22 protein-coding genes are annotated in these 25,355 nt (G+C 63.0%); 14 read left to right on the forward strand and 8 right to left on the reverse strand.

Translation table 11 applies throughout. The annotated features are described in order from the left end of the window. The first annotated feature begins 2 nt into the window (after positions 1-2). Complete coding sequence (locus tag MNR02_RS08100; protein WP_241948755.1) at positions 3-548, forward strand: DUF1697 domain-containing protein; 546 nt, start codon at positions 3-5, stop codon at positions 546-548. Here the strand turns inward: MNR02_RS08100 and MNR02_RS08105 are convergent. Beyond that, positions 532-1,386, reverse strand: a complete 855-nt coding sequence (locus MNR02_RS08105) for a pseudouridine synthase (RefSeq protein WP_241948756.1) — start codon at positions 1,384-1,386, stop codon at positions 532-534. The two genes, MNR02_RS08100 and MNR02_RS08105, sit on opposite strands and share 17 nt — an antisense overlap. 98 nt (positions 1,387-1,484) lie before the next feature. On the opposite strand from MNR02_RS08105, the gene prmB reads away from it, so the two are divergent. The 4 genes from prmB (at position 1,485) to MNR02_RS08125 (ending at position 8,420) form a co-directional block, all read left to right on the forward strand. Further along, positions 1,485-2,402 carry a 50S ribosomal protein L3 N(5)-glutamine methyltransferase gene (prmB, locus tag MNR02_RS08110; RefSeq protein ID WP_241948757.1) on the forward strand — a complete coding sequence of 306 codons (918 nt, stop codon included), beginning with the start codon at positions 1,485-1,487 and terminating at the stop codon, positions 2,400-2,402. Between the two features lie 1,261 nt (positions 2,403-3,663). Further along, entirely contained in the window at positions 3,664-4,920 is a 1,257-nt protein-coding gene (locus tag MNR02_RS08115; RefSeq protein WP_241948758.1) for an AAA family ATPase, read from the forward strand. A gap of 615 nt (positions 4,921-5,535) precedes the next feature. Further along, entirely contained in the window at positions 5,536-7,509 is a 1,974-nt protein-coding gene (thrS, locus tag MNR02_RS08120) for a threonine--tRNA ligase (RefSeq protein WP_241948759.1), read from the forward strand. Between the two features lie 74 nt (positions 7,510-7,583). Further along, positions 7,584-8,420 (forward strand): lysophospholipid acyltransferase family protein, encoded by an 837-nt coding sequence (locus tag MNR02_RS08125; RefSeq protein ID WP_241948760.1) that lies wholly within the window; start codon positions 7,584-7,586, stop codon positions 8,418-8,420. Here MNR02_RS08125 and MNR02_RS08130 read toward each other — a convergent pair whose 3' ends face one another. Then, entirely contained in the window at positions 8,421-9,416 is a 996-nt protein-coding gene (locus tag MNR02_RS08130; protein WP_241948761.1) for a hypothetical protein, read from the reverse strand. Positions 9,417-9,657: 241 nt separating this feature from the next. Here MNR02_RS08130 and MNR02_RS08135 point away from each other — a divergent pair, with 241 nt between their 5' ends. Together MNR02_RS08135 and MNR02_RS08140 are read left to right on the forward strand one after the other, a co-directional pair. Next, positions 9,658-10,242 (forward strand): nitroreductase, encoded by a 585-nt coding sequence (locus MNR02_RS08135; protein WP_241948762.1) that lies wholly within the window; start codon positions 9,658-9,660, stop codon positions 10,240-10,242. 4 nt (positions 10,243-10,246) lie between these two features. Then, the gene (locus MNR02_RS08140) at positions 10,247-10,855 is read left to right on the forward strand and encodes a flavin reductase family protein (RefSeq protein ID WP_241948844.1); all 609 of its coding nucleotides are present in this window, start codon (positions 10,247-10,249) and stop codon (positions 10,853-10,855) included. Positions 10,856-10,862: 7 nt separating this feature from the next. On the opposite strand, the gene MNR02_RS08145 is transcribed toward MNR02_RS08140, so the two are convergent. Then, positions 10,863-11,486: a hypothetical protein gene (locus MNR02_RS08145; protein ID WP_241948763.1), complete on the reverse strand. Its 624-nt coding sequence runs from the start codon at positions 11,484-11,486 to the stop codon at positions 10,863-10,865. A gap of 127 nt (positions 11,487-11,613) precedes the next feature. Between MNR02_RS08145 and MNR02_RS08150 the strand changes: the two genes are divergently transcribed. Then, positions 11,614-12,741 carry a DUF2336 domain-containing protein gene (locus MNR02_RS08150; protein ID WP_241948764.1) on the forward strand — a complete coding sequence of 376 codons (1,128 nt, stop codon included), beginning with the start codon at positions 11,614-11,616 and terminating at the stop codon, positions 12,739-12,741. Between the two features lie 48 nt (positions 12,742-12,789). Here the strand turns inward: MNR02_RS08150 and MNR02_RS08155 are convergent, their stop codons facing one another. Further along, positions 12,790-13,218 carry a hypothetical protein gene (locus tag MNR02_RS08155; protein ID WP_241948765.1) on the reverse strand — a complete coding sequence of 143 codons (429 nt, stop codon included), beginning with the start codon at positions 13,216-13,218 and terminating at the stop codon, positions 12,790-12,792. A 69-nt stretch (positions 13,219-13,287) separates the two neighbouring features. Continuing rightward, the gene (parE, locus tag MNR02_RS08160; protein WP_241595514.1) at positions 13,288-15,345 is read right to left on the reverse strand and encodes a DNA topoisomerase IV subunit B; all 2,058 of its coding nucleotides are present in this window, start codon (positions 15,343-15,345) and stop codon (positions 13,288-13,290) included. 208 nt (positions 15,346-15,553) lie between these two features. Between parE and MNR02_RS08165 the strand changes: the two genes are divergently transcribed. The 4 genes from MNR02_RS08165 (at position 15,554) to MNR02_RS08180 (ending at position 19,734) form a co-directional block, all read left to right on the forward strand. Continuing rightward, positions 15,554-16,438 (forward strand): alpha/beta hydrolase, encoded by an 885-nt coding sequence (locus MNR02_RS08165; protein ID WP_241948766.1) that lies wholly within the window; start codon positions 15,554-15,556, stop codon positions 16,436-16,438. A gap of 98 nt (positions 16,439-16,536) precedes the next feature. Next, positions 16,537-17,307, forward strand: a complete 771-nt coding sequence (gene tpiA / locus MNR02_RS08170; RefSeq protein WP_241948767.1) for a triose-phosphate isomerase — start codon at positions 16,537-16,539, stop codon at positions 17,305-17,307. Positions 17,308-17,438: 131 nt separating this feature from the next. Then, complete coding sequence (secG, locus tag MNR02_RS08175) at positions 17,439-17,960, forward strand: preprotein translocase subunit SecG (RefSeq protein ID WP_241595523.1); 522 nt, start codon at positions 17,439-17,441, stop codon at positions 17,958-17,960. A 145-nt stretch (positions 17,961-18,105) separates the two neighbouring features. Then, positions 18,106-19,734 carry a CTP synthase gene (locus MNR02_RS08180; protein ID WP_134652182.1) on the forward strand — a complete coding sequence of 543 codons (1,629 nt, stop codon included), beginning with the start codon at positions 18,106-18,108 and terminating at the stop codon, positions 19,732-19,734. Positions 19,735-19,779: 45 nt separating this feature from the next. Here the strand turns inward: MNR02_RS08180 and MNR02_RS08185 are convergent, their stop codons facing one another. Further along, positions 19,780-21,003 (reverse strand): MFS transporter, encoded by a 1,224-nt coding sequence (locus MNR02_RS08185; protein ID WP_241948768.1) that lies wholly within the window; start codon positions 21,001-21,003, stop codon positions 19,780-19,782. Positions 21,004-21,118: 115 nt separating this feature from the next. Between MNR02_RS08185 and MNR02_RS08190 the strand changes: the two genes are divergently transcribed. Beyond that, a complete protein-coding gene (locus MNR02_RS08190) occupies positions 21,119-21,712 on the forward strand; it encodes a TetR/AcrR family transcriptional regulator (protein WP_241948769.1) in 594 nt (197 codons plus the stop codon). Between the two features lie 6 nt (positions 21,713-21,718). On the opposite strand, the gene MNR02_RS08195 is transcribed toward MNR02_RS08190, so the two are convergent. Then, the gene (locus tag MNR02_RS08195; protein ID WP_241948770.1) at positions 21,719-22,870 is read right to left on the reverse strand and encodes a ceramide glucosyltransferase; all 1,152 of its coding nucleotides are present in this window, start codon (positions 22,868-22,870) and stop codon (positions 21,719-21,721) included. Positions 22,871-23,070: 200 nt separating this feature from the next. Next, a complete protein-coding gene (locus MNR02_RS08200) occupies positions 23,071-24,402 on the reverse strand; it encodes an FAD-binding oxidoreductase (RefSeq protein WP_241948771.1) in 1,332 nt (443 codons plus the stop codon). Between the two features lie 58 nt (positions 24,403-24,460). Here MNR02_RS08200 and MNR02_RS08205 point away from each other — a divergent pair, with 58 nt between their 5' ends. Next, positions 24,461-25,354 carry a VOC family protein gene (locus MNR02_RS08205; RefSeq protein ID WP_241948772.1) on the forward strand — a complete coding sequence of 298 codons (894 nt, stop codon included), beginning with the start codon at positions 24,461-24,463 and terminating at the stop codon, positions 25,352-25,354. Position 25,355: the final 1 nt, after the last annotated feature.

A 25,355-nucleotide genomic window follows, 5' to 3' on the forward strand; every position in this document is an offset into this window, starting at 1 on the left:
CCGTGACGACCTATGTCGCGCTGCTGCATTCCATCGTGCTCGCGCCGGGCCGGCGGCTTGTGATGGCGGATCTCAAGGCCATGGCCGGGGATCTCGGCTTTAACGCGCCGCGAACCTACGTCGCCACCGGCAATCTCGTCTTTGAGGCCGATGACGCGTCGCTTGCGGATATCGAGGCCCGCCTGGAGGCGGCGTTTCAGGCGCGGTTCGGCAAGCATGTCGATATCATCCTGCGCACGGCGCAGGCGTGGAGGAAGGTCGCGGCGCAAAATCCCTTTGACGACGGCAATGGCCAGGATGTCGGCGTTCGCATCATGCGCCGGCCGCTTGGTCCCGAGGCCCTGTCCATGCTGGAGGCCTTCGCCGGGCCGCAGGTTCGCATGCAGATCGTCAACGGCGACCTGTGGGTCAACTTCGGCGGCAAGCCTTCCGAGACGAGGCTGCTCTCGCATCTGACGACCCGCAAGCTCGGCATCGGCACCCTGCGCAATGCCAACACCGTCAACGGTCTCGCCAAGTTGGTCGCGTTGGTCAGCGGCGGCGGGTGAGGCTGCGCAGGTTGCGCACTTCCGTCTCGCTCAGCGGGCGCGCGGCGCCCTTTTCGAGATCGCCGAGCGGCAGGCCGCCGATGGAGACGCGCACGAGGCGCAGGCATTCCACGCCGAGCGTTTCCAGCATGCGGCGGATATGACGGTTGCGGCCCTCGTCGAGCTCGATTTCCAGCCAGGCATTCTTTTCGCCCGCCCTCAGCTGCCGCACCCGGCGGGCCTTGAGGACGTCGCCGTCATGGATAACGCCGCGCGTCATCGCCTCGAGCAATGCGGCATCGGCCTGACGGTCGATCTGGACGTGATAGGTCTTGGCGACATGGGTTTCGGGATCAAGCAGGGCGTTGGCAAACTGCGTGTCGTTTGTGAAGAGCAGCAGGCCCTCGCTTGCCTTGTCGAGGCGGCCGACGGGCGAGAGATGGGCGTGCTCAAACGCCGAGAGGCAATCGTAGACCGTCGGGCGCCCCTCCGGATCGTGGCGGGTGGTGACGAGGCCGCGCGGCTTGTTGAGCATGAGATAGACCGGCGCCTCGGCGACCACCGGCCGGCCGTCGACGGCGAGCGCCGTTTCCGCAAGGTCGATCCATGTCTCGGGATCGGTGACGACGCGGCCGGCCACCGTCACGCGGCCTTCGGCGATCAGGGCTTGCGCCTGCGTGCGCGAGCAGAAGCCGAGCTTGGAAAGCGCGCGGGGCAGGGTGACGCGTTTGCCATCGGCGCCAGGCTTCGGCGCGGACTTCACCGCCGGCTGGGGCTTCGCCTTCGCGGCCGGGCGCGGCGCGGCGGAGGCCCGGCGGGCGGGCGCCTTTGCTGGCCGTTTGCGCGTGTCCTTCGCCATGCTTGCCTCAAAACGGGTGAACGTCGGTTGACCGTCCAGCCCTTGCCATTCTAAAGCCCAATCCGTCCAGTTTATTCTAGTGCCAAGCGAGGCTGCCGTTGACGAAGGACGATATCACGAGCGAACTCACGACGCTGCGCGACTATTGGCGCTACGCGATCTCCCGCTTCAACGCCGCCGATCTCAGCTACGGCCACGGCACGACGACGGCGAGCGACGATGCGGCCTATCTGCTGCTGGACAGTCTGGAACTGCCGATCGACGCGCTCGATCCCTTCCTCGACGCCCGCCTGCTGCCCGACGAGCGCCGGCTGCTCGCCGAGCGCATCGAGACGCGGGTGACGACGCGCAAGCCCTCGTCCTACATTACCGGCCGCGCCTATATTCAGGGCGTGCGCTTTCATGTCGACGAACGGGTGATCGTGCCGCGTTCGCATATCGGCGAGATCCTGTTTGCCGAATATCTCGGCGAAAACGGCTCGGCCTTCCTGCCCGATCCGATGACGGTGACGAGCGCCGTCGACATCTGCACCGGCTCGGGCTGCCTTGCGGTGCTGGCGGCAAAATTCTTCCCGCATGCCACGGTCGATGCCGTCGATCTCTCTGCTGACGCGCTGGAGGTGGCGAAGATCAATCTCGATGAACACGATGTCGAGGATCAGGTGACGCTTTTCGAGGGCGATCTGTTCGAACCGCTCGAAGGCCGCACCTACGATCTCATCATCACCAATCCGCCCTATGTCGACCATGAGGCTCTGGAGGGCTACCCGCCGGAATTCCGCGCCGAGCCGGAAATGGCCCATGACGGCGGCGTGGACGGGCTGGATCTGGTGCGCCGCATCCTTGCCGACGCGCCTGTTTATCTCAACCCCGAGGGCGGCATGATCTGCGAGATCGGCTCGGGTCGGGAAATCCTGGAAGAGGAATTCCCGCATCTCGATTTCGTCTGGCTGGAAACGGCCGAGTCGCAGGACGCCGTGTTCTGGATTTCTGCCGAAGCGCTCGGCGTCTCCTGAGCGCTCGGCGTCTCCTGAGCGCAACGCGTCTCCTGAGCGTTGTACGTCTCCTGAGCCTTCGCCCGGCCGCGCCGGGCACGCCGGCCATTGTGCCGGCCCGGCTTGCGGGCGCGCGGCAGGCCTTCGGGTGGCGGAAAGGCGAGGGGTTCTCCATCGCCTGCACCATCCGCCGCTGCATCGTCTTCCACATCGTCGTCTTCTTCGCCCGGAACCAGCCCCCAGGCCTCGCGGTATATGCGATGGACGTCCATGATGCCGTCGATCAGGCGCCGGATATCCGCGTCGGTGACGATGCAGGGCGGAAGTGTTGTGCTGTCTGGCAAATCGGCCGCTTCACCGACCGGCCGCGGGCTGCCGGCGCAGCGCCGCGCCCGCCGGCAACGCGGCAGGCGGCAGGTGCGGAAGAAGCCGGCCTCGGTCGCCCCGAACTGACGGATGACCAGCGTTTCGGCATCGTCGCCCTCGGGCGGTGCGGTGGCGCTATTCCTGTCTGGTGTCATCGATCTCTCCTGGGGTCTCTCTCCTGGGGTCTCTGGCGGATTGCGGGCAGCCGGAACGGCCCGCAGGTTTCCCATCGGGTTGAAAAATGTCTGGACCGGAGAACCGCGCGAAAGCGTTGCCTCGGGAATGGGTGATATGGGTGGCTTCGCTTTCGCGCGGCCCAGGCGTTCTTCGGAGGCGGTCTTGTCCTCCTTCAGGCATGGCAGGGCTTCGCTGCGCAGTTTGTTGGCGCATATGCCTTTTCCGAAAACCGCGTTCCGCACTTTTCGGGGATATGCGCTGCCACTCTGCCTGCATGGCGGACCCAAACCGACCCCGTGACCCGGGGAAGGGGGAAGCCCCGCACGACGACGGGCGTCACCCCTTCGTCGCTCCAAACCTCTCTCGCCCCTGCCGCACGTTACGGCAGACAACGAAAGCGCCTCCTCCCGCCCGCATCGACACGTTACGCGATCCGTCCGGCGGCGGAAGGAGGTTCAGGATAGGCGCGGTGTTGGGAGCGGGGATGATTTACGGATGAAAAGGGCGGCTGGGACTGGAATGATTGGGTTTTTCCGGTGACGGCGTCCCCGGGTTTGGTAGCGATGATGCCAATTTTGCCATACCTACCACGTCATATTGGAGATACACACACGCCCGACGTGCCTGGAATTTGTGATGGGGTTTTCTGAGCTCAAACCGGTGTGTGTGTGACCTTGCCGATTTCGTTGACCTCAACCTGGAATCGCAATAGAAAATTGTAAATCAATTGGGGCGAGAAATGCCAACAACAATATTTGCGACAAACTACCGGGGGTTTCCGTCAATCGAGATTGACGTAAGCGCAACTACTTTTTTGGTAGGTGATAATAGCTCAGGTAAGAGCTCTATACTGCACTTGGTTAATTACGTCATGGGATCAAGATTGTATGGTATCCCAACTCTCGATGATAGTATGGGGATTGGACCTTACGACTTTTTTTCTCCTTATTTTAATTACGCTCCGGTCACTATCGGTTTTAGCAGCACGAACAAGGATGGCGAGACTACGTCCCGACTCGTAGAACTTCATCGTGATAAAAAGGGAGCTCCGGACGTGAAGAGAGCTCTATTCTGCCACGAGGGTCTATGTGTTGTTCTTAAGAAATCTGGTCAATACTTTTTCTGCAAAATAAGAAATAATAATAAAAAATATAGTATAGATGATATAAAAGAAATATTTGGCGATGATAAAGGATTTACTCGATTTGAGGTCGTTGATTTTCCCGATCAGTCAGTAAATTTTCCCGTTACTGCTTACATGGCAATAATGCAAATTGATCCGGAAATCGGCAAAAATCATAATATAAACCGCGCTCTATTTGCCTCTGATTATCAAACTTCCAGGCATTGCGCACCTCTTCGTGCGCAGCCCGAGAGATATTATAGCTTTGAACGCAAGTACAAGGCTAGTGGTACGCATTTTGCTTCTATGTGGCATGATTTGAAGGCTGATCATTCCTCTGACCTTAATAAATCAATTCAAAAATTCGGTAAAGCAAGCGGATTGTTTGATGACATAGATGTCACGCCTATATCTAAAAAAATCCAAGAATCTCCACTAACTGTCATTGTTAAAAGAAACGGAAAAGATTTTTCTCTTAATCAGGTGGGTGTTGGCGTATCTCAAGTTGTTCCAATTCTTGTAGAATGCATATTTGGCTCTTTCGAGAAAAATAAGCCTATAATGCTTCTTCAGCAGCCGGAGTTGCATTTGCACCCTGTGGCGCAGGCAGCTGTAGGTGATTTTTTGTTTGAGATGCGCCTTGGTGGTCTGGTTTCTATTGTAGAAACTCATAGTGATTTTCTGATAGATCGATATAGAGCTAGGATTCGTGAAAACTCTGGCGAGCATGAGGCGAGTATTGTTTACTGTTACAGCGATAAAATTGGAAATCATGCCTCTTCTATAGATATTGCTCGCGATGGAACGTTGGTCGATCCGCCGGAAAACTACAACCAGTTTTTCGTGAACGAGATATTGAGGACAATGTTCTGATATGGCGAGAGTGTTTGTCGATGTTTCGATTGTGTCTCAAGACTGGTTTAAAGCTCGAGTTCTAACTGAGCTTGTTCAGAACAGAGCTGTACGCTTTACGTATTCGAAATTCGGAAAACTGGCCGAGGAGCACGAAAATGCAAAGAGGTTCGGTCTCTTAATGAAAAGATTAAGTGACCAAGGCCGGACAGATAACGTCTCTGCCGAGAGTTCTGATGTTCACGTCGAGAAGTTGACCTCACTAAAAAATTGGCAGGATGAAGGTGCATGTGATGATCCACATATATTCGCCCTGATATACGAGAAGCCTACTAAATATGTATTCTCTGCTGATCAGCGGATCGCCCGTTGTCGTGACTGTATAAATAAGGTTGTCGAAAATAGGTATTGCGACTTTATTTTGATCACGCGAGAGGCCACATATATCGAGCATAAACAGAACATACTTAAATAACCGGATTTTTTAACGGCAGGGCTGAAGGTAATTTGACAGCGTATCCACCTTCCAATCCCGCTAAAATCCCCGTATACCGCGCGACGCACGCGCCGGGGCATCCGGCTATTTCCCTTCGCATACCACCCGCATTCGTTGGCGGGACTGGATAGGAGAATTTCATGTCTGCACCTGTTTCCCTGACATTTCCCGATGGCTCCGTTCGCGAATATCCCGCGGGCTCGACGGGGCGTGATGTGGCGGAGGCGATTTCCAAGTCGCTGGCCAAGAAGGCGGTTGCCATTGCGCTCGACGGCGAGTTGCGCGATCTCTCCGATCCCGTTTCGAACGGGCGGATCGAGATCGTCACCCGCGAGGACGACCGCGCGCTGGAGCTGATCCGTCACGATGCCGCGCACGTCATGGCCGAGGCCGTGCAGGAGCTCTGGCCCGGCACGCAGGTGACCATCGGCCCGGTCATCGACAACGGCTTCTATTACGACTTCGCCAAGAACGAGCCCTTTACGCCGGACGATCTGCCCAAGATCGAGAAGCGCATGAAGGAGATCATCCAGCGCAACAAGCCTTTCACCAAGGAAGTGTGGTCGCGCGAGAAGGCGCGTCAGGTGTTTGCCGACAAGGGCGAGGCCTACAAGGTCGAGCTGGTCGATGCGATCCCGGCGGGGCAGGACCTCAAGATCTATTACCAGGGCGACTGGTTCGATCTGTGCCGCGGCCCGCACATGGCCGCCACCGGCCAGATCGGCACGGCCTTCAAGCTGATGAAGGTGGCCGGCGCCTACTGGCGCGGCGACAGCAACAACCCGATGCTGACCCGCATCTACGGCACCGCCTGGCGCACGCAGGAGGAGCTCGACACCTATCTCAACATCCTCGCCGAAGCCGAAAAGCGCGACCACCGTCGCCTCGGCCGCGAAATGGACCTGTTCCATTTCCAGGAGGAAGGGCCGGGCGTCGTGTTCTGGCACGGCAAGGGCTGGCGCATGTTCCAGACGCTCGTCGCCTATATGCGTCGGCGTCTGGCGGGCACCTATGAAGAGGTGAACGCGCCGCAGGTGCTCGACAAGTCGCTGTGGGAAACCTCCGGCCACTGGGGCTGGTATCGCGACAACATGTTCAAGGTGACCGTCGCCGGCGACGAGACCGACGACGAGCGCGTCTTTGCGCTGAAGCCGATGAACTGCCCGGGCCATGTGCAGATCTTCAAGCATGGCTTGAAGTCTTACCGCGAACTGCCTGTACGCCTTGCAGAATTCGGAAACGTGCATCGTTACGAGCCTTCGGGCGCGCTGCACGGGCTGATGCGCGTGCGCGGCTTCACGCAGGACGATGCGCATGTCTTCTGCACCGACGAGCAGATGGCGGCGGAATGCCTGCGCATCAACGATCTGATCCTCTCGGTCTACAAGGACTTCGGCTTCGACGAGGTCGTGGTGAAACTGTCCACCCGTCCGGAAAAGCGCGTCGGTTCCGACGAACTGTGGGACCGGGCCGAAAGCGTCATGATGGATGTCTTGAAGCAGATCGAGGCGCAGTCCGGCGGACGCATCAAGACCGGCATCCTGCCGGGCGAGGGCGCGTTCTACGGACCGAAGTTCGAATATACGCTGAAGGACGCCATCGGCCGCGAATGGCAGTGCGGGACCACGCAGGTCGATTTCAACCTGCCGGAACGCTTCGGTGCCTTCTATATCGACCAGAACTCCGACAAGAAGCAGCCGGTGATGATCCACCGCGCCATCTGCGGCTCGATGGAACGCTTCCTCGGCATCCTGATCGAGAACTTTGCCGGCCACATGCCGCTGTGGATCGCCCCGCAGCAGGTGGTGGTCGCGACCATCACCTCCGAGGCCGACGACTACGGCCGCGAGGTGGCCGAGGCGCTGCGCGAGGCAGGGCTGACGGTCGAGACCGACTTCCGCAACGAGAAGATCAACTACAAGGTCCGCGAGCATTCCGTGACCAAGGTTCCAGTTATCGTCGTCTGCGGCAAGCGGGAGGCGGAAGAGCGCACGGTCAACATCCGCCGCCTCGGCTCGCAGAACCAGACGTCGATGACGCTCGACGAGGCGATTGCCTCGCTTGCCGACGAGGCGATGCCGCCGGATCTCAAGCGCAAGCGCGACAGGGCGTGAGCGCCCGGCCATCTGTCTGAAAACCTTCATGATCCCGTGCTAGTGGTGCGGGATCATTTTTTTGGGGAATGCCCGTGCGTTTCAGGCAGCTGTCCTACGCCAACGAGAACGATCCGCGGCTCAAGCGTTGGTTCATCCGCTCCATGGAGGGGCTCGCCGGGCGCGACCGCTATGCGCGGCTCTACGACATCTGGCGCACATCCATCGTCGGCACCAGCGCACGCGTCTTCGGCGACATGCTCGACCTCATCGACGTGCGGCTGGCCGTGCGCGGTGTCTGGCCGCCGGTCGACCTGCCGGAAGGGCCGCTGGTAATCGTCGCCAACCATCCCTTCGGCATCGGTGACGGCATCGCGGTGCTGGCGCTTGCCGAACAGCTCGGCCGTCCCTTCCGTGTGATGATCCACAACGATCTGCTCAAGGTGCCGGAAATGCAGCCCTATGCGCTGCCGGTCTCCTTCGAGGAGACAAAAGCGGCGCTGGCGCTCAACATGGCGACACGCACCGAGGCGGTGCGGCTGCTGAAGGCCGGCACCACGGTCGTGGTGTTTCCGGCGGGCGGCGTGGCGACGGCGAAAAACGTGTTCGGCCGCGCGCAGGACCTGCCGTGGAAGATGTTTCCGGCCAAGCTGGTGCAGGCGGCAGAGGCCAATGTCATTCCGGTCTATTTCGAGGGGCAGAACGGGCCGCTCTTCCATCTCGCCAGCAAGGTATCGATGACGCTGAGATTGTCGCTGTTGATCCGTGAGTTCCGCAGGCTATCCGGGTCGACGATCACGGCGCGCATCGGTGCGACCATTCCCTGGGCCGCGCTTGCGGCAGGCGACCGCAAGGGCATCATGGCGCGGCTGCACGATGCGGTCTTTGTCATGGCGCCGGCGCGCCGGTCGTTCCTGAGGCGGGCCGGCTGATCAGTCGACGACGTCCTGGGCGGCGGCCTTCTGGTCGTTGTCCTTCTCGTCGAGCAGCACCTCGACATCCGTGTTGACGCCGGCCTGCACGTTGAAATCGCGCTGGTAGATGTGATTCTTGTTGCGGGCGACGGCGATATAGCTGCCTTCCGCCAGAACGAGCGTCGGGAAGGCGCCGACGCTTTCCGACACGGTGTCGCCCGAGGAGGTGAGGATCGACCAGGCGGTATCCGCGATCGCCTCGCCGCCCGGCTCGGCGACGAGCTTGAGCGTCAGCTTGGCGGCGCGGTGCTGGATGGTGGCGCGCGTCAGCTTGCCGGCCTCCACCTGGATATCGGCGCGGATGACCGCGTTGACCGTGCCGTAATCGGAGACGACATGGTAGGTGCCGGCGTTGAGCCGCACGACGGAATTCGGCTTCACATCGGCGACGACGAGGTTGCGTTCGCCATCCTCGCGGACCTCCGACGAATAGACGGAAAAGCTCAGTTCCTTCGGCGGTATGCGGACGTCCGAGCCGGAGACGGCATTCAGCATGATGCCGCCGGCATCGAGCACCATCACCTGCTTGTCGACCTTGCCCTGATCGGGAACGACAAGCTTCTTGGTGGCGCCGGCGCGGCCGAAGGCGACGTTGACGAAATATTCGCCCGGCACGAGTTGGAAAGCCGCCGTGCCGCCTTCGGAGGTCGCGAGCAGCGGCAATTTGCCGTCGGCCGCCGGAATGGGCGAGAAGACGCGCCAGGTCAGGCCGCTGCGCATCGGCTGGCCGTCCTTGGTCAGCAGCGCCTCGCAGGTGACGTCACGCAGATTGTTCGGCGTCGCTTCTCCCGTCACGATGGGGTTGAAGGAAGTGAGCTTGCCACCCTTCACGGCGGGCTTGGAAATCTGGGAAAAGCTCTCGACCGTGTCCTGCGCGTAAACCGGCGCGAGGGAGGAGGCAAGGCTCGCAAGGGCGAGACTTACGACAGCGACAGGATGGAGAGGCATGCGCATGGACTGGTTGACTTCCTGACTGTAAGGCTCCACTTGAGGAGCCGGCACAGGGACTGTTGTGAATGCTTGATGACGGGCTGCAAATGGCGATTTCCGCGCTTCCGGTGCGGGCGGACTTTCGTACGCTTCGCTCCGATGCTCGGCATCCCCAATTTCGCCGGACCCTGACGCATTTCCAAACAGTCCCGAATGGCATTTTCAAGGCCGCTTTCGCGCGCCAAGGTATTGGAACTCTCTCCCGATGAAAACCGAAATCAAGCTGATCGACTACCTTTCGACCCGCCGGTCCATTCCCGCCTTCCAGATGGGCGAGCCCGGCCCCTCCAAAGAGGAGGTCGAGGCGATGCTGACGCTTGCTTCGCGCGTGCCCGACCACGGCAAGCTCGCGCCATGGCGTTTCATCGTCTACCGTGGTGCGGAGCGCAAGCGCATCAGCGAGGCGCTGGCGACGATCGCGATGGGCGACAAGCCCGATCTCTCGGAGGAGATGGTGAAGGTGGAGAAGACGCGGCTGACCCGGGCGCCCGTCGTGGTTGCCGTCGTCAGCCGTGCCGCGCCGCATTTCAAGATCCCGGAATGGGAGCAGGTCATGTCTGCCGGCGCGGTCTGCCTCAACCTCGTCATGGCGGCTAACGCACACGGTTATGCTTCCAACTGGCTGACCGAATGGTACGCCTTCGACGCCCGCGCCTATCCGATCCTCGGCATCAACGAAGGTGAAAAGGTCGCCGGTTTCATCCATATCGGCACGGCGACCGTGCCGCCGACGGAGCGGCCGCGTCCCGAGCTTTCGGATATCGTGACATGGGTGGGCGATGACGCCTGACGCGCTGTTCTACGAGGCGGCGCAAAACGCGCACGGGCTGCGGCACGATCCCTTCAAGGCGATCGTCGCGCCGCGCCCGATCGGCTGGATCGGCACCAAGGCCGCGGACGGACGGGTGAATCTTTCGCCCTATTCGTTCTTCAATGCGGTGGCCGACCGGCCAAAGCTGGTGATGTTCTCCTCCAGCGGCCACAAGGACAGCGTGACGAATATCGAAGAGACGGGCGTCTTCACCTGCTCGCTCGCCAGCCATCATCTGGCGAAGGAGATGAATGCAAGCTCGATCGCCGTGCCGCGCGGGGTCGACGAATTCGAGATCGCGGGGCTGACGCCGGTCAGCGCGCGGCTCGTCGATGCCCCCCATGTGGGTGAGGCCTATGCGGCACTCGAATGCCGCATGACGCAGATCCTGCGGCCGCTCGATCTCGAGGGGCGCGAGACGGACAACTGGGTCGTGTTCGGCCAGGTGGTGGGTATCCATATCAGCGCGGAAATCCTGCGCGACGGCATGGTCGACATGGCCGTGGCGCGGCCGCTCGGGCGCATGGGCTATATGGATTACACCGATGGCGGCACGGGCGTTTTCGCCATGGTTCGCCCCAAGGCGGACTGATGGCGCGTCAGCCGCGGTGATAGGTCGCTTCGATAATGGCGGCCTGGGCTGCGTTGTGTGCGACCCGGCCGTAGAAGCCCTCGTCCTGCGAGATTTCACAGTTCCGCTGAAGGGCGCCGCCTTCGAGATCGATAGCGCCGTCATAGGCGGGAACGCCGGCGGCCGCTGCGGCGAGCAATACTCCCCCGCGCGCCGCTGCGAAGGCAACTGTCCACTCGCCGTTTTCAGTGTGCGGCGTTGCAGTTGGGAGTGCGTTTTCCAGCGCGAAACGATCCCAGACCAGCGCGGCCAGCCGTGTCGACTTTCCGGAGAGGCTGTCGGGGGCTATCGGGGCAGGCAGGATTCCGTTCGTCAGGGCGAGGATGAGCGTGGTGCCATCCGCATGCTCCAGTTGCGCTTCTGCCACCGAAAGCAGGGTTGCGACGCGCTGGATGTCGGCCCCATTCCGGCAGCCGGCAAGACCGATCATCGGCGTGCCGGCGGCAAGGATCGTGCGCAGGTCTTCCACGGTCGATTCGCTATCCACGATGGGAAAGGTGTGCCCGGTCTCTATTGGGCCGGGGTCACGGCTGGCCGTTGCCGCGCGCGCGGCGAGGGGCATGAAGAAGAGGGCGCGGGGCAGCGTTTTCATGCCTCTTCTTAAGGGGCGGGACCTCTGTCTGGCAATGACCGGGGCGTTAACGGATATGGTGAACCAATCTTAAACACTTTGCCGATAGGGTCATTTTACTAGAAGTCGCAGGCGTTTGGGGCGTCCATTGATCGTTCATGCATTCCTCCGTTGGATCGAGACCGCGCGGGCAGCCGACAGGGCCAAGGCTGCCAGCGTTCTGGCGCGGGCCTATGCGAAGGCGCGCATTGCACCCGGTGACCGGCGCGCCGCCGAGATGGCGATGATCTTCCTGCTCGACGATCCCGCGCCCAAGGTGCGGCTGGCGTTGGCCGAGGCACTTGCGTCCTGCGCCGACGCGCCGCGTGCCGTGATCCTGCCGCTTGCCGAGGACCAGCCCGAGATCGCGGCCCATATCATTCTGTGTTCGTGCCTGCTGACGGATGCCGATCTGGTCGATCTTGCCGCCAAGGGCAGCGACGTGACGCGCATGCTGATCGCCAATCGCAGCCATGTCTCGCGGGCGGTCTCCGCCGCCCTTGCCGAGGTGGGGGGCGTCGAGGACGTGCTGGCGCTTCTGGAAAACGAAGGCGCCATGCTATCGCGTCGCAGCCTGACGCGCATTGCCGAGCGGCTGGGTCATGACGCGGATATCCGCGCGCTGCTGCTCGACCGCGATGACCTGCCGAGCGATGCACGACATGGGCTTGTCGAGAAGGTCGGCACGGCGCTTGCGGGCTTCGGTCTCATCCAGGCGGCGGTGGGAACGGGCCGGGTCGAGCGTATCACGCGTGAAGCGTGCGATGTTGCGACGATCGGCATAGTGGCCGAAGTTGCTGCCGCGGAAATGCCGGCGCTGGTCGAACATCTTCGCGTCACGGGCCGGCTGACGCCGGTTTTCCTGATGCATGCGCTGTGCACCGGCCGTGCGGAATTCTTCGTTGCCGCCATTGCCAACCTGTCCGGCCAGGAGGAACGACGGGTTCGCTCCATCCTGTCCGATGGCCGAGAGGCGGCCGTGCGGGCGCTCTACGAAACCACCGGGCTCGGCGCCGATGTCAGCGCGCTCTTTGCCGAGGCGACAATGCTCTGGCGGCGCGAGGCCAAGGGCGGGGACGGGCTGCATTCCGTTTCAGAGATGCTTTTGGTGCGCAGCCGCGCCATGGGCAATGCCGCCTGCCAGGCGATGCTCGAACTGGTCGAGCGCCTTGCCATTGCCGAACAGCGCCAGACGGCGCGCAGCTATGCGCTGATCGCCACGCGAGAGGCTGCCTGACGACAGGATTCGTCCGATCCAGCCGTCAGCACATCGTTTTTTAGGCAATCAGTCGGCGAAGCGTTTGGCGACCCAGGAATAGCCGTCCTCGGCATAGCGTATCGGCGTGGTGACGGCAGCCTTCAGGGACTGGCGATCGGGAATGGCCTTCTTCAGGAAACTCAGCGTGCGTGCCGCAAGGCCCTGACGAGCCTCGACCGTTTCTGCCGGCACTGGCAGCGGGGTCTGGACGGTCGTGTCGGCGGGCGTGGGATCGGGTGTCGGCGTGACTTCCGCCGTCATGCGGTCGCTGGCGGTTTCACACACTGCCACGATGACCGGATAGTTCTTGTCCTGATGGCGGTTGATATAGGTTTCCGCCTGCGCATCGCAGAGCGCCACGCTCTGCCAGGAACGGTCGACCGTATCGATATAATGGCACTGGGTTGCGCTGTCGTCGCAGCCCATGAGCGTCATGACGATGAGCGCAGCTTTCATGGCCGTTTCTCCGGGATCGGTGCTGCCGGTTAGAGGCCGGCAATCGCGCAAAAGTAAGGCATTTCCGACTCAGATATCGAGGTTGTCGGCAAAGACCGCACGCTCCTGGATGAAGCGGAAACGTGCCTCGGGCTTCGTGCCCATCAGGTCGTCAACGGCGGTGCGGGTGCCCTCGAAATCGACGTCATCGATGGCGACCTTGAGAAGCGTGCGCTTCTTCGGATCCATCGTCGTTTCCTTGAGCTGGGCCGGCAGCATTTCACCCAGACCCTTGAAGCGTCCGATCTCGACCTTGCCGCGTCCGTTGAACTCGGTGCGCATTAGCTCCTCGCGGTGCGCATCGTCGCGGGCATAGAGCGTCTTGCCGCCTTGTGTGAGGCGGTAGAGCGGCGGGACCGCAAGGTAGAGGTGGCCGCCACGGATCAGATCCGGCATCTCCTGATAGAAGAAAGTGATGAGCAGCGAGGCGATATGCGCGCCGTCGACATCGGCATCGGTCATGACGATGACGCGGTCGTAACGCAGGTCCTCGTCGCGGTATTTCGAGCGCGTACCGCAGCCGAGCGCCTGAACCAGATCGGAAATCTGCTGGTTGGCACCGAGCTTTTCGCGGCCGGCGCTGGCGACGTTGAGGATTTTTCCGCGCAACGGCAGGATGGCCTGGTTGGCGCGGTTGCGCGCCTGCTTGGCGGAGCCGCCGGCCGAATCGCCCTCGACGATGAAGAGTTCCGCACCCTCGGCGGAGCTCTGCGAGCAGTCGGCGAGCTTGCCGGGCAGGCGCAGCTTGCGCACGGCGGTCTTGCGCGAAACTTCCTTTTCCTTGCGGCGGCGCATGCGCTCTTCGGCGCGCTCGATCACCCATTCGAGTAGCTTGGCGGCTTCGGCCGGGTTATCGGCAAGATAGTGGTCGAACGGGTCGCGCAGCGCGTTCTCGACAATGCGCTGGGCCTCGACGGTAGCCAGCTTGTCCTTGGTCTGGCCGACGAATTCCGGCTCACGGATGAAGACGGAGAGCATGCCGACCGCCGAAATCATCACATCGTCGGTGGTGACGTCCTTGGCGCGTTTGTTCTGGGTCAGCTCGGCGTAGTTCTTGAGGCCCTTGGTGAGCGCGATGCGCAAGCCCGCCTCGTGCGTGCCGCCATCGGCCGTGGGGATGGTGTTGCAATAGGAGTGGATGAGCGAATCGCCACCGTACCAGGTGACGGCCCATTCCAGCGAGCCGTGGCCGCCCGACTTCTCGCTCTTGCCGGCGAAGATTTCGCGCGTGACGGTGTAGTCCTTGCCAAGCGTGGCCTGCAGATAATCCTTCAGGCCGCCGGGGAAGTGGAAGACCGCCTTTTCGGGCGTCTCGGATCCCTCGGGCAGGAGCGCGGGATCGCAGCTCCAGCGGATTTCGACGCCGCCGAAGAGATAGGCCTTGGAGCGTGCCATGCGGAAGACACGGCCGGGATCGAAGCGGGCATGCGCGCCGAAAATCTCCGGATCCGGGTGGAAGCGAACCTTCGTGCCACGGCGGTTGTGCACGTCGCCGAGCTCTTCCAGCCCGCCGACCGGCTTGCCGCGCGAAAAGCGCTGGCGATAGAGCTTCTTGTTGCGGGCGACCTCGACCTCGAGCTGATCCGACAGCGCGTTGACGACGGACACGCCGACGCCGTGCAGGCCGCCGGATGTCTCATAGGCCTTGCCGTCGAACTTGCCGCCGGCATGCAGCACGGTGAGGATGACCTCGAGCGTCGACTTGCCCGGCATCTGCGGATGGTTCTCGACCGGGATGCCGCGGCCGTTGTCGGTGACGGTCAGGAAGCCCTCGGCATCGAGATGGACCTCGATGAAATTGGCGTGGCCGGCGACGGCCTCGTCCATCGAGTTGTCGATGACTTCGGCGAAGAGGTGGTGCAGCGCCTTCTCGTCCGTGCCGCCGATATACATGCCGGGACGCATGCGCACCGGCTCCAGCCCTTCCAGCACGCGGATCGCCGAGGCGTCGTAATCGCCGCCGACAGCCGGCGGGGCCGGCACTGGTACCGCGACGGCGCGCGGCATGGGCTTTTCCTCCCGCGCCACGGGTTCCGGGGCGGGCTGGGATGGCAGGCTGGCGAAAAGGTCGTTGCTGTCGTCTTGCATGGGCCGTTCAGAGTTTGTTCCGTCTGCCGCTTTCAGCCGTCGATCCCTGCGGAGCGAGGCGTGGCGGAGTGAGGTGGGCGGCGAATCACTTGCGACTCTGCCAGATTCTGCGGGTTTTCGCGAACTCGGGCTGCACCGTCCGCGCCACGAGGATTGCTTTGCATCCGGGCGAATGGCAAGTATCGCCACCCCAAGGGAGTGCGTGTTCATGGCTCAGTCCACAGTTGATTGCCTTCGTCGGTTCGTTCTGGCCGCCGTTTTCACCGGGCTGGCGGCCCATCAGGCGTCGGCACTCACGCTCAAGCCTTGGAAGGACGAGCTGTTCGGCTACGGCACTGTGGTGGAAACGGCCGATGACGGGGCGCTGCGCGTCGTCGATTATCAGGAAATGCGCGACATCAACGGGCGCGACCAGGTGCCGGAGCGGCGCGTGAAATCCGCCTATGTCTCGACGGCGGTGAAGAAGGCGACGCAGGCGGTGACGGTCGATACGCCGGTCGGCAAGCTCGATGTCGCCATGACCGGCAAGGGCGAGGGGGCGGCCTTCACCGTGATCTTCATCCACGGCCGCGGCGGCGACCGGCGGCTCGGCAACAACGACTGGACCTTCGGCGGCAACTTCAACCGCCTGAAGAACCTCGCGGTGCAGAACGGTGGCGTCTATTACGCGCCGAGCGTGCCGTCGTTCGACGATGCCGGAGCGGCGCGCATTTCCGGCCTTATCCTGCGGGCCAAGGCGCTCTCGCCCGATGCGCCCGTCATTCTCGCCTGCGCCTCCATGGGCAGTTTCATCTGCGCGCGTGTGGTGCGCGACGCCACGGCGGTGAAAAGCCTGTCCGGCATGGTGCTGATGGGCGGGGCGGCGGATGGCGACTATGCCAAGACGCCGGCCTTCAAGGCCAAGCTGCCGGTCTATTTCACCCATGGCGACAGCGACAAGGTCTATGCGGCCAACGACCAGATCGCGGTGTTCCGCAAGCTGCGCAAGGCCGGCATTCCGACACGCTTCGTGCTGTTCCAGACCGGCGGCCACGGCACGCCGGTGCGCATGACCGACTGGCGCGAAACGCTGAATTTCCTGCTGGCACGCTGAATCGGGATAGGGGGCGAAGGCTCGCGCCATGCCTTTCCTTGGCCACGCCGATTTGCTACGCCCCATGCGACCCGAGAATTCAAGGACAGGGAGGCCTCATGACACCGGATGTAACACCGCTCGTCGCCGGGAACTGGAAGATGAACGGCACGCGCGCATCGCTCGACCAGATCAAGGCGATGGCCGAAGGCGTGAAGGGGCCGCTTTCCGAGAAGGTGGAAACGCTGATCTGCCCGCCGGCGACGCTGCTTTATGTGGCGACGGCGCTTTGCGACGACAGCCCGCTGCTGATCGGCGCGCAGGATTGCCATGAAAAGGCATCCGGTGCGCATACCGGCGATATTTCCGCCGAAATGATCGCAGACTGCTTCGGCACCCATGTGATCGTCGGCCATTCCGAGCGCCGCACCGACCACAAGGAAAGCGATGCGCTGGTGCGCGCCAAGGCGGAAATCGCTCATGCCAACGACCTCGTCGCCATCATCTGCATCGGCGAGACGGGCGACGAGCGCAAGGCGGGCAAGACGCTGGACGTGCTGAAAAGCCAGCTGGCAGCCTCGGTGCCGGACGGGGCGACGGCCGAAAACACCGTGATCGCCTACGAGCCGGTCTGGGCGATCGGCACGGGACTGACGCCGACGGCACGGGACGTGGAAGAGGCGCATGCCTTCATGCGTGCGGAACTTTCGACACGCTTTGCCGGCGAAGGCGCCAAGATGCGCATTCTCTATGGCGGTTCCGTCAAGCCGGGCAATGCTGGGGAATTGATGGGCGTCGCCAATGTCGACGGCGCGCTGATCGGCGGGGCGAGCTTGAAATCGGACGATTTCCTTGCCATCTACCGCGCCTATGAAGCGCTGACGGCATAAGCCCTTTTGCAGCCTCTTCCGTCTGCCTGCAAAAGGGCAGGCGGATTGACCGCTGGGGCTTGGAATGGCGCACGGCTTGGTATATTGAGCCGCAAACCTGAAATTTGGCCGCTTGGCCGGGATAGCTAAACATGCAGACCATCTTGCTCGTCATTTATCTCATGGTCGTCGTCGCGCTGATCGGCGTCGTGCTGATCCAGCGCTCGGAAGGCGGCGGCCTCGGCATTGGCGGCGGCTCCGGCTTCATGTCGGCGCGCGGCACGGCCAATGCCCTGACGCGCACGACGGCGATCCTCGCGACGCTGTTCTTCGTTCTGGCGCTCGGCATGGGCATCTACTCCCGTTACGAGACGCGCCCGACCGACATTCTCGATCGTATTCCCGGCACGACGGGCACCGGCGGCGTCCTCGACGCGCTCGGTGGCGGCCAGAGCCAGCAGGACGGCGGCGCCCAGCAGAACCAGGGCACTCAGAACCAGGGCACTCAGGGCCAGGGCACGGGCAACACCACCAACCAGACGCCCGCAACGACCGGCACCGACGCCGTTCCGACCGAAGGCGGCAACGCCACCACCGGCGCGGGCGAAACGCCCGCCACGACGGGCGGCGCAGCGGAGACCGGCGGCAACACCGGCGTCCCGAGCGGCCAGTAAGCCGAAGCAAGCAAAAACAATCCGGCCGGTTGGCAAAACCAACCGGCCTTCTTCTGTGTAAAACGCCGATTGCGACTTCCGAAATCACACCCAAGGTGATTTTTCGGTGGCGGAATCGATTTTGAAAAGGTATCCGGTGACTCCCATGGCGCGATATGTATTCATCACAGGCGGCGTGGTTTCTTCCCTCGGAAAAGGCATCGCTGCAGCAGCACTGGGAGCTCTCCTTCAGGCCCGCGGTTACCGCGTTCGCCTTCGGAAGCTTGACCCCTATCTCAACGTTGACCCGGGCACCATGAGCCCGACGCAGCACGGCGAGGTGTTCGTCACCGACGACGGTGCGGAAACCGACCTCGACCTCGGCCACTACGAGCGCTTCACCGGCCGCTCGGCCACCAAGACCGACAACATCACCACCGGTCGCATCTACAAGAACATCATCGACAAGGAACGCCGCGGCGACTATCTCGGCGCGACCGTGCAGGTCATCCCGCACGTCACCAACGAGATCAAGAACTTCGTCACCGAAGGCAATGACGATTACGACTTCGTGCTTTGCGAGATCGGCGGCACGGTGGGCGATATCGAGGCGATGCCCTTCATGGAGGCGATCCGCCAGCTCGGCAACGACCTGCCGCGCGGCACGGCCGTTTATGTTCACCTGACGCTGATGCCCTATATCCCGGCCGCCGGCGAGCTGAAGACCAAGCCGACACAGCATTCCGTCAAGGAATTGCAGGCCATGGGCATCCATCCCGATATCCTGCTGGTGCGTGCCGACCGCGAAATTCCGGAAGCCGAGCGTCGCAAGCTCTCTTTGTTCTGCAATGTGCGTCCGACCGCCGTCATCCAGGCGCTCGACGTGGCCTCGATCTACGACGTGCCGCTTGCCTATCACAAGGAAGGCCTCGACGACGAGGTTCTGGCCGCTTTCGGCATCGAGCCGGCACCGAAGCCGCGCCTGGAAGCCTGGCAGACCGTTTCCGACCGCATCAGCACGCCGGAAGGCGAAGTGACGATCGCCATCGTCGGCAAGTATACCGGCCTGAAGGACGCCTATAAATCGCTGATCGAGGCGCTTTATCACGGCGGCATCGCCAACCACATCAAGGTCAAGCTCGAATGGATCGAGTCGGAGGTCTTCGAGAAGGAAGATCCGGCGCCGTATCTGGAGAAGGTGCACGGCATTCTCGTGCCCGGCGGCTTTGGCGAGCGCGGCTCGGAAGGCAAGATCAACGCGGCGCGCTTCGCCCGCGAGCGCAAGGTGCCGTATTTCGGCATCTGCTTCGGCATGCAGATGGCCGTCGTGGAAGCCGCGCGCAACCTCGCCGGCATCGAGAAGGCCTCCTCGACCGAATTCGGCAAGACGGCGGAGCCGGTCGTCGGCCTGATGACGGAATGGGTGAAGGGCAACGAGCTTGAGAAGCGTTCGGCGTCGGGCGACCTCGGCGGCACGATGCGGCTTGGCGCCTATCGCGCATCGCTGAAGGGCGGCACCAAGATTGCCGATATCTACGGCTCGACGGATATTTCCGAGCGTCACCGTCACCGCTACGAGGTGAATGTCGACTACAAGGACAAGCTGGAGAGCTGCGGCCTCGTGTTCTCCGGCATGTCGCCAGATGGCGTGCTGCCGGAAACGGTGGAATACCCCGATCATCCGTGGTTCATCGGCGTTCAGTACCACCCGGAATTGAAGAGCCGCCCGCTCGATCCGCATCCGCTGTTTGCCAGCTTCATCGAAGCGGCCCTGGAACAGAGCCGCCTCGTCTGAGGTAGGATTTCAAAAAAAAGCCCGGCATTTCTGCCGGGCTTTTTGTCATTCTGCTGCTTGCGGCAGCGGGCAGGCACCATCGTTACAATCCCCTCCGGCGAGCGTGCGCTGGCCGAGTGCGACCGTCAGCACGGCACCGACGCAGGCGGCGATGGACACCCAGAATCCGTTTTGCGGGCCGAACGTATCGACGGCCCAGCCGGCCACGAAGGCGCCCAGCGCCATGCCGATGCCGATACCCGTCGTGACCCATGTGACACCTTCCGTCAGCATCGCTGCCGGCACGCGGCGCTCAACCAGCCCGAAGGCGGTTATGAAGGTGGGCGAAATCGCGATGCCGCTGATGAACAACGCGATTGCCAGCACCGGTACCGTACCGGCAAAGGGCAGCGGCAGGGCGGTGAGGCCGAGCACTGTCACGGCAATCATCATCTGCTTTTGCAACGGCATGGACGGGTTGATCGCGCCGAGCAGGAGGCCGACGATGAAGGAGCCGACGCCATAGACGCCGATGACGAGGCTGGCGGCGTTGGGCTGCCCGAGATCCTTGGTGATCGCCACCGCACTCACCTCGGCCGTGGCAAAGGTGGCGCCGACAAAGACCAGCGCGAGCGTGATGATCTGTACCGCGGGCAGGCGGATCGCCGACGTCTGCGGGCTGCTGCCACTTGCCGTGCGGATCGCAGGCTCCGTCGCGCGTTGCAGGACGAAGGCGAGGGTGCCGAGCGCGAGGCACACGGTGCTGACCAGCATGCCGGCTTCCGGAAAGAGCGCAACGGCGAGACCGACCGAAAGCGAGGCGCCGGCGATATAGACCAGTTCATCGGCCGCCGATTCGAAGGCGAAAGCGGTGTTCATCTCCGGCCGGTCGCGGAAAAGCCCGGTCCAGCGCGCGCGCAGCATGGCCGGCATGCTGGGCATGGTTGCAGCGAAAAATGCGGAGGCGAAGAGCGTCCAGACCGGCCAGCCCTGGTTGGTGGCTGCAATCAGCGTCAGGAAGGCGAGCACGGAGATGGCCGTTGCGGGCGTGAGTACCGCAGACTGTCCGTAGCGATCGACAAGCCGGGAGACTTGCGGGGCGATCAGCGCATTGGTGAGCGCGAAGGTGGCCGACACGGCGCCGGCAAGCCAATATTCGCCATGCGCCTGCGACAGCATGGCGACGATGCCGATCGGCGCCATGGCGATGGGAAGACGCGCGAAAAAGCCTGCTGCGGAAAAACCTTTGGTGCCGGGCACGCTGAAAATTTCTTTGTAGGGGTTGGCCATGGCCTGCTCCTGCCTATTGATGATTATTACCTACATACGAGGCGTATGTGAATGGGTAATTGCATACGCCACGTATGTCAAATAAAATACGAGGCGTATGTGGAAGGGAGATGCCATGCGCAAGCCGCGCGAGGAAATGATCGCGGAAACACGGGCAAAGCTCGTCGCCGCCGGCCGCCACGCCTTCGGGACGGTCGGCTATGCGGGCGCGTCCATGGATGACTTCACGGCGGCGGCGGGCCTGACACGGGGCGCGCTGTACCACCATTTCGGCGATAAGAAGGGGCTTCTCCAGGCTGTCATCCGGCAGATCGACGCGGAGATGACGGCGCGCCTCAACCGCATCTCCGCCGCCGCGCCGAACCGCTGGCAAGGCTTCGTGGACGAATGCGTCGCCTATATCGAAATGGCGCTGGAGCCGGAAATCCAGCGCATCATGTTCCGCGACGGTCCGGCGGTGCTGGGCGACATCTCGCAGTGGCCGACCAGCAACGGCTGCATTGCCGCGCTCAGTTCCAGCATCGAGCAATTGAAGGCCGATGGCCTTATGGTGGGGATCGATACGGAAGCGGCGGCGCGGCTGATCAATGGCGCAAGCAGTCACGCCGCCCTTTGGATCGCCAATTCGCAGACACCCGAGGAGACGTCGCGGCAAGCCGTCGACGCGTTCAGAACGGTGCTGGATGGACTGCGCGCCGGCAAGGGGTGACCCCGCTCAAGGGCTTGCGGGCGCTTCCTCCAGTTCGCAGGCAGTGGTGCCGATGGTCATGGTGTTGCCGCGCCAGTCGATGGAACCGCCAAGCCAGGCGCGCAGCCAGATGGCCGGCAGCATGACGTCGCGAACGATCATGGCCGGCACCGACCAGCGCGACAGGCGCCAGCCCTTGGCGAAGGCGAGCGCGAGTTCTGGCAGGTAAATGCCCGCAAGCACCAGCAGCATCGCAGAGGGCAGGGTGCCGTAGCCCAGCGCCACGGCGATCAGGGCGAGAGAGAGCGGCGGCAGGACGCCGAGCAGGATTTCCGGTGCGAAAAAGCCGGGGAAGGTGACGCGGCGCAGGCGTGACCAGCGGCACTGGCGCGACCAGATGTCGTGGCCCGTGCGGCGGCCGAGCGGCTGTTCGAAAGGCGAGGACACCAGATGCACCTTGAGGCCGAGGCGGTTGACCAGCTTGGTGGAGGCGGCGTCCTCGGCGATCTCGGCATTGAGCGCGTGGATGCCGCCATTCGCATCCAGCATCGGCTTGTACCACAGCATGCTCTTGCCCTGTGCGAAGCCGAGCCCGAGCGCTTCGCCGGCATATTGCCAGCGGGCCTGCTGGGTGTTGAGGAAGGTGCATTCCACCTCCGCCCAGAAGCCATCCGCCCGCGAGCCGAGCGGCGTCGAGCAGACAAGGCCCGAATCGCTGCGCCAGCCGCCCATCAGGTGCTGCACGTAATCCTCCGGCATGAGCACGTTGGAATCGGCAAGAATCACCCAGTCGTGCCGCGCCGCCTGCCAGCCCTTCACGCAATTGTTGAGTTTGGGATTGGCGCTGATGCGGTCGTCGCCGATGAGGATGCGCGCGGCAACGGCCGGGTAATCCGCTGCCGTCTTCTCGATTTCGGCAATGACCGGGTCATTGCCGTGGGCGACGCAGAAGAGGAGCTCGTAATTCGGCCAGTTCAGGCGAAAGGCGCGCGACAGCGTCTCGGACGTGAAGTTCTCGATGCCGCGAACGGGAATGACGATGGAGACGGACGGTTTCTTGCGCAGGTCCGGTGGTGGGAAGCCTGTCGCCTTGAGCCGCCTGCCGGCGATGAGAATGCTGGCAAGATTGGTCGCAACGAGGGCGCCCGAGGCAAGGGCGAAGGCCTGAGCCATGTCCATTCACGCAAACTCCTGTGAGCGCCGCACTGGCTGGCGGACGCCGGGTTGGTTACGCGTGAAGAAACATCACTGTCACATGACACGGGAATGACGGTTCTATCTCCCGGCCGTCATCCGCTGAAAATCACAGGCCGCTCAGCGTTGCGCGTAGGTTGGTGCAGGCTCTTGCCTGCCGGCAACCTACTGCAGCGAATCGCTCTTCAGCGCGCGCCGTTTCCGAAAGCGAAAAGGTCGGCGTCGGTATCGCCGTGGCCGCTGATGGCAGAGGAGACGATTTCGGCGGCTATCTGGCTGAAGGTGATGCCGTTGCCGCCGAAGCCCATGACGGCGAAGACCCGGTCGAGACCGGGCACGGCGCCGATGAGCGGCAGGCCCGTGCGGGTGGTGCCGAAGGGGGCGGCCCAGACGAATTCGGGATCGGGCAGGGCCGTGCCGAGCATGGCTTCTGCCTTTCGGCGGATGACCTTTGCCTTGCTCGCGAGCTTTTGGGGCGACGCGTAGGCGGTTTCGCTCTCCTCGTCCTCGCCGCCGACGATCAGGCGACCGTCGCGTGAACTGCGAAGATAGAGATAGGGGTCGGCACCTTCCCAGACGATGCAGTCCTTCAGCCAGCCGGGCGCATCCGTGCCGGGCGGAGTGGCGAGCGCCCAGGTGGACACGACGGAATGGTCCTCCTGAGCGAGCGATTTGAGAAATTCGTAGCCCGAACAGAAGACGACGTGGCCGGCAGACAGGATCTTGCCCTCCGCCGTCGCGAGAAAGACGCTGTCGCCGGTGGTTCGCAGATCGGTTATCTCGAGCGGGCTCACCAGCTCGGCACCGCGTGCGACCGCAGCGCGCAGAATGCCCGCGGCCATCTGGGCCGGGTTCGCGGATGCGGAGATGTCGCTGAGGATAGCGCCGGTGCGGTCGAGCCCGAATTGCTGGCCGAGCGCGGCGGCGTCGACGAAATCGGCTTCGATGCCTGCCACATGCCGCGCCTCCACCTCGCTGCGCAGCGCGCGGCTGCCATATTCGTCGCCCGCCAGGAACAGCGTCTTCTTGCGCTCGAAGGCGCAGGAAATGCCAAGATCGGCGACGATGCGCGTCAATTGCTCGACGGCGCGGGCCGACCGGCGCCAGGCACGATTGGCCTTCTCCACGCCGATCATGCCGGCAAGCTTGTGCAGGGGGATGTCGATCTCGTGCTGGATCATGGCCGTGCTGGCAAGCGTGCTGCCGCGAACGGGTGTGCGGCGATCCACGACCAGAACCGAACGCCTCCCGTCCGTGAGCGCATGTGCGGCGAGCGCACCGGAAATGCCGGCGCCGACCACGATCACGTCATACTCGCTCTTCGACGGGGTGTGTGCGGCGCGAATGCCGATGCGCGGCGTGTCGGCCCAGAGCGGCCGGGATTCGTGCAGCTGGCGCTGTTGGGTAATGTCGCGGGAACTGGAAATGACGGGCTCCGATGCTGAAATGCGCGGTTGGAATGTCGGTGTGGCGGAAAAGTTCCCGATGCGGCGCCGCGCTTGTGCCGGCGCTTGCATTGCGGGCCGAAAGCATGCAAAGCACGGGGCGCCTGAAACACGACCGGATTATCTGCCCATGACCGTGAGTTCGAGAACGCCCCGCCCGATCGACCATCTGGTGCTGCCGGTGTCCGAACTCGCAATTGCCCGCGAAAGACTGACGGCGCTGGGATTTACCGTGGCCCAGGATGCGCGCCACCCCTTCGGCACCGAAAACTGTTGCGTGTTCCTGTCGGACGGCAGCTATCTGGAACCGCTCGGCATTGCCAATCGCGAGGAATGCGAAGAAGCGGCGCGCGAGGGCAATGCCTTCGTCGCGCGCGATCAGACTTTCCGCTTCCGCCGCGGGCTGGATGGCTTTTCCGGCATTGCCATGGCGACCAGCGACGCGCGCGACGACGACCGGCGCTACTCCGCGGCCGGCCTTTCCGGCGGCGCTATGCTGGAATTCTCCCGCGAAATGGTTCTGCCCGACGGGACGTCCGCGACCGGCAGCTTCCGGCTGGCTTTCGCGGCCGATCTGCGCAGCCCCGACTTCCTCTTCCTCGCCTCGCAGCGCATCCTGCCGCTGCCCGCCGACCGCAAGGCGCTCGAGGCGCACGCGAACGGCGTAACCGCGCTTTCCGAGGTGGTGCTGTCCGAACAGAATCCCACAGACTTCCAGTATCTGGTGCAGGAAGCCGCCGATGAGCGTGAGATCGAGGCCCTGTCCTTCGGCATGTCGGTCTCGACACCGCGCGGCCGCATTACCGTGCTCAACGATGCCGGGCTGGAGGGGTTTTACGGGATCGCGCCCGAAGCCGGCACGGATCGTGGGCTGAAGGGCCGCGCGGTCGTCTTCACGGTTGCCAGCCTGTCGGACTGCCGCCAACTGCTGACCGAGCGGGGCGTCGTCTTTACGGAGCGCGATGGCCGGCTCATGGTGCCGCCGGCGCCGGGCCAGGGTGCTCTCTTCGTCTTTGGAGAATGAC

Origin of the sequence: Shinella sp. H4-D48, from assembly GCF_022637395.1 — a bacterium.
In the GTDB taxonomy this organism is placed as follows: Bacteria; Pseudomonadota; Alphaproteobacteria; order Rhizobiales; family Rhizobiaceae; genus Shinella; species Shinella sedimenti.